At 74.4% G+C, this 4961-nt stretch carries 4 protein-coding genes; 3 read left to right on the forward strand and 1 reads right to left on the reverse strand.

What is annotated here, in order from left to right:
• The 3 genes from DZF91_RS28330 to DZF91_RS28340 form a co-directional block, all read left to right on the forward strand.
• A partial coding sequence (locus DZF91_RS28330; RefSeq protein WP_147341426.1) for a response regulator transcription factor occupies window positions 1-300 on the forward strand: 300 nt, incomplete at its 5' end.
• 194 nt (window positions 301-494) lie between these two features.
• A complete protein-coding gene (locus tag DZF91_RS28335; RefSeq protein WP_235834630.1) occupies window positions 495-2330 on the forward strand; it encodes an FAD/NAD(P)-binding protein in 1836 nt (611 codons plus the stop codon).
• Window positions 2331-2527: 197 nt separating this feature from the next.
• Window positions 2528-3718, forward strand: coding sequence for a putative PEP-binding protein (locus DZF91_RS28340; protein WP_117360181.1), 1191 nt, complete (start codon window positions 2528-2530; stop codon window positions 3716-3718).
• Window positions 3719-3752: 34 nt separating this feature from the next.
• Here DZF91_RS28340 and galT read toward each other — a convergent pair whose 3' ends face one another.
• Complete coding sequence (gene galT / locus DZF91_RS28345; RefSeq protein WP_117360182.1) at window positions 3753-4769, reverse strand: galactose-1-phosphate uridylyltransferase; 1017 nt, start codon at window positions 4767-4769, stop codon at window positions 3753-3755.
• Window positions 4770-4961 lie beyond the last annotated feature (192 nt).

Consider the following 4961-nt stretch of genomic DNA (forward strand, 5'->3'; position numbering starts at 1 on the left):
CCGTTCAGTCCCCGCGCGCTGCGCCGCCTGGTCGAGCAGGCGGTCGCCGCCCGCGACGCCCGGACGGCCGGGCCCGACGCGTCCGCGCCCGACCTCACCGACCGCGAACGCGAGGTGCTGGCGCTGGTCGCCGCGGGCCTCGCGAACGCCGAGATCGCCGCGCGCCTGCACCTCGGCGTCACGACGGTCAAGACGCACCTGGCGAGTCTGCTGACCAAGACGGGCTGCCAGAACCGCGTGCAGCTCGCCGTCCACGCGGCGCGCAACGACCTCGTGGACGTCCTCCCGGACGACCGGTGACCGGCTTTCGCCACGGCCGGTTCTTGCCGTGGCGCTTGTTCGAATGGGAGAGTCCGGCTGTTCGAGGGTGAATCTGATTTTTGGGCATTGAGCTGTGTTGATCTCCGCGATACGTTCATGCCGCGGTAAAGCTGCCGCGGACCGTTCGGCGCGTGCGGGGGATCACGATGGGCTTTGCGGGACCGTGCAAAGTGGTGGTCGTCGTCGGTGCGGGACTCGGCGGCACCGCCACCGCCATCCGCCTGCTGCGATTCGCCAGGGAACCGCTGCGGGTCGTGGTGGTCGAGCGGCGGCCCGAGTACCGCGGCGCCGGCGTCGCCTACCACCGGACGGGCAACCACTGGCACCACGTCTTCAACATCCAGGCCGGGCGGATGTCGATGTTCCGCGAGGACGTCGACGACTTCGTCGGCTGGGCCAACCGCGAGGCCGACCGGACGGGCTGGCCCGCCGAGTGGAGCGGCTTCACCTTCACCGAGTCCGGCCCGGCGCCCCGCCGGATCTACGCCGACTACCTCGCCGCCCGGCTCGCCGAGGCCGCGCGCGAGGCGTCCTTCGGCGTGACGCTGGAGGAGGTGGACGGCGAGGCGGTCGCCCTGGAGGTCGCCGACGACCACGTGGACGTCGTCCTCGACGAACGCCTCCCGGCGGATTCCGGCGGGTCGGGGACGGCCCGCAGGTCGCTCCGCGCCGACCACGTCGTGCTGGCGACCGGACTGGAGGAGCGGGAGCTGCCTTTCGCGGCCGAGGTGAGCGACCATCCGGCGTTCGTGCGGCACCCGTACTCCGAGGAGGGGATCGAGCGGATCCTCGGTGTCCGGAAGGACGCCGAGGTCGCGATCGTCGGGACGCTGCTCAGCGCCTACGACTCGGCGTCGCTGCTCCTGCGGCACGGCCACACCGGCACGATCCACATGATCTCGCGGTCCGGGCTGACGCTCCGGACCTACCCCGCCGACCACCGCCACCGCGTCCTCTCCCTGCCGGAGCCGCGGCTGCGGGCGAACGGCCACGAGGACCGCGACGCGCTCGTCCGGCGGCTCGTGGACGAGTGGGAACGCGTGTGCGCCCTCGTCGTCCGCGAGCACCCCGGTGTCGATCCCGCGGTGGTGAGCGAGCACGTCGCCAAGTCGTGGGAGGCCCATCTGCCCGAGGTCCTGGCCGACGTCCCCTCCTCCGACCTGCGGGCTCTGCTCGACCGGCACGGGAGCCTGCTCGCGACGCTGCGGGTGTGCGCCGTCCCCTACATCACCGAGCTCGTCGCCCCCGCGCTGGCCGAGGGCGACCAGGTCGTCCTCACGAAGGGACGCGTCACCGAGGTCGCCGACACCGGCGCCGGGACGCTGCGGGTGACGGTGACGGGACCGGACTCCACCCGGACGATCGACGCCGACCTGGTGATCTCGAACTTCGGCCGCGAGACCGACTACGAGCGCGTCGGGTCGCCGCTGTGGCGGAACCTGCTGCGCGCGGGCACCGCCCTGCCGCACCGCCGCACCGGCCGCGGCGTCCAGGTGGACGAGAACGGCCTGCTGACCGGGCCGGACGGCACCCCGTCCGGCCCGGTGTCGGTGGTGGGCTGCCCGCGCGAGGGCGACGAGATCGTCCGGTACGGACGGCTGGGCGCGTTCGCGTTCAACCTCGCCGCGATCAAGAACCACTCGGTGGGCGTCGCCGCGACGGTGCTGCGCCGCCTGGAGTCGTGCTTCGCCGAACCGGCCGACGAGGTGGCGGAGGCGGTCGCCCGCGCGGCCGGACGCGAGGCGGGCGAGCGGTTCGAGCGTTCGGTCGCGCTCGACGTGCACCGGATGGCCACCCGGCGGCGGCGCGACCGCGAGCTGCTGGCGGTCCGGCTGGAGGAGTCCCTCGAGGACCTGCGGCGCGCGCTGGCCGCCGTCCCCGGGACCGCCGTCTCCGACCGCGCGCTGCGGCACATCGTCAACAGGACGGCCATGACCAGGCTCAACGACCTGTCGGTGACACCGCGGGACCTCCGCGCCCGGCTGGGCCTGGACGACCCCGCGGCGTAGCGGAGCGGACCAGCCGAGTAACACCGGCGTTGGCGCAGTGGCACGGGCGTGAACACATCGTGGCATTCGGGAAGGTGCACAGGCGTCCCGGCGGCTGCCAGCCTCTAACCATGTTCCGCGCGCGCTCGGGTGGAGCGCCGACGCCGTCGGTACTCGGAGAGAGGACGCTCTTGAGCCCTCGCGAAATCCCAGGGGTCATGCTCGTCGGTTCCCGGCAGCGCGCCGTCCGGGGAGCCTGCAACCGCACCGGGAAGCCGGTCGACGGGGCCGTCCTGGTGGTCGACACGCTCACCCCCGAACGCTACGAGGCCATCCTCTCCAGCGCCGCGGTGATCTGCGCGCGGGGCGGCCGGACGGGCCACATGCAGTCGCTCTGCCGGTCGCGCGGCATCCCCGTCCTGCGTGTCGACCCGTCCGAGCTGGACGCGCTCACGGGCGAGGTCACCCTCCTGCCCGACCGCGGCACGGTCGTCCTCGGCGACGTGGAGCCCGCGCCGGGGCCCTCCGAGCCGGCCGCCGCGTCCCTCGGTGACATCGAGTCGATCTGCGTCGTCATCGCCGACGCGACCGACATCCGCTCGACCAACGCGCTCGGCCCGCGCGTCCGCCGGGCGACCTCCTGGTTCATCCGCGAGGAGTTCCTCTGCTTCTCCGCCGGGCTGAGCCCGATCGACGCGCTGCGGGCGGGTCCCGGCGAGGCCGAGGCGTACGGCGCCCGGGTCGCCGACGAGCTGTGCGCGATGGCTGAGGAGCTGCGGCCCGGCCAGCGGCTGGTCATGCGGCTGCTCGACCTGCGCTCGGACGACGCCGCGAAGATCACCACGCGGGTCCGCGTGGACGCCGAGCCCAACCCGGAGCTCGGCCGGCACGGCGCGCGGTGGCTGCTCGGCGAGGACCGCTACCCGCGCGCCTTCCGGACGCTGCGCGCCCGCCTCCACCGACGGCTGGGCCCGGACGCGGACCGGGTGAGCTTCGCCGTGCCGTTCATCAACGACCCCGACGAGTTCCTGCGGCTGCGGCGCCACCTCGGCCTGGGGGACGGCACGCCGCTCGGCGTGTTCGTCGAGACCCCGGCCGCCGTCCACTCCGCCGCCGGGTTCTGCGCCGCCGGCGCCGCCGAGCTGTTCGTCGGCACCAAGGACCTGATCCAGTTCTACCTGGCCGCCGACCGCGGCAACCACCTGGTCTCCTCGGTCTACCAGACCCGGCATCCGGCCGTCCTGGCGGCGCTGCGCGAGGCCGTCGAGTCCGGCCACGCGGCCGGGGTCCCGGTGCACGTCTTCGCGCTGGGCGCCGACCTCGACCACTACCTGCGGCACCTGCCGACCCGCAGGCTCATGATGTGCACCGCCGAACTCCAGCACCTCGCCACCAGGACGGCGGCCTGACACCGGCCACGTCCGTCGGGCGGGCGGGCGGGGGTCAGACGGTGCGGAGGCGTTCGGCGGCGTCCTCGGGCCGGACGTCGTTGAGGAACGCGCCCGTCCCCGTCTCGACGGACGCCAGGTACTTGAGCTTGTCGGCCGTCCGCTGCGGCGTGTACACCTCCACCCACAGATGGGCGCGGTCGCGGGCGGCGGCGGGCGGGGCCTGGTGCCAGCCCGCCATGTACGGGACGTCCTTGTCGTAGAGCCGGCCGAAGCGTCCGAGGACGTCCGCGTACAGGCCCATCAGCTCCGTGGCCGCGTCCTCGCCGAGCGCGGTGATGTCCGGGACGTGCTCGCGCGGGACGATCTGGGCCTGGTACGGCCACCGCGCCGCGTACGGGACGAACGCGATGAAGTTCGCGGTCTCGGCGATGACCCGCTCCCCGTCCGCCTCGCGCTTCACCACCTCGCAGAACACGCACCGGTCGTGCGCGAGGGCCCGCCGGGTGCGCGGCGTCAGATAGGGGAAGGCGTAGATCTGCCCGTGCGGATGGGACAGCGTCGCGCCGATCTCCGCGCCGCGGTTCTCGAAGACGAACACCTCCTCGACGTCCGGGCGCGCGCCGAGCTCGCGGGTGCGGTCGGCGAAGGCGCGGGCGACGGTCGCGAGCCGGGCGGGCGGCAGGCCGGCGAAGGTCGCGTCGTGGTCGTCGGTGAAGCACACGACCTCGCAGCGTCCGCCCGCCGGGCCGCCGAGCGACGGGAACCGGTTCTCGAAGATCGCGACGTGGTAGCCGTCCGCCGGGACCTCGCTCTCCGCGTGCCCCGGGCAGAGCGGGCACGCGGCCCGCGCGGCGGCGTCCGCGGTCGGCAGGAACGTGCGCGTCTGCCGGTGCGCGGCGATGACGATGTGCTCGCCGGTGACCGGGTCGAACCGGACCTCCGGCCGCGGGTCGGACGGCGGCAGGACGCGCCGGTCGGGAGCGGTCCGGTCCAGCCACGGCGCGTCGTCGAAGTAGATCAGCTCGCGGCCGTCGGCGAGCGTCACCGAGGTGCGGGCGGTGTCCGCCATGGGTGCTCCATCAGGGGGTCGGTGCGGTGGACGGGTCAGGAGGGCCGGACGCGGGCGACGTCCCCGGCGGACGCCGCGCCGTGGATGTCCTGCGAGACCTCGGCGTGCCCGGCGTCCGCCTCCCGCGCCGCCGCCGTCGGCCGGACGGGCCGCGGCGGGACCGCCCGGTGGACGGTCACGCCCGCCTCGGCC

The sequence above is a fragment of the Actinomadura logoneensis genome, assembly GCF_003428695.1.
Classification (GTDB): Bacteria; Actinomycetota; Actinomycetes; order Streptosporangiales; family Streptosporangiaceae; genus Spirillospora; species Spirillospora logoneensis.

Bases quoted from the DNA above. Each gene is read 5' to 3' on its own strand.
- galT (WP_117360182.1), bottom strand. From the start codon at position 4,769: ATGGCGGACACCGCCCGCACCTCGGTGACGCTCGCCGACGGCCGCGAG.
- DZF91_RS28340 (WP_117360181.1), top strand. From the start codon at position 2,528: ATGCTCGTCGGTTCCCGGCAGCGCGCCGTCCGGGGAGCCTGCAACCGC.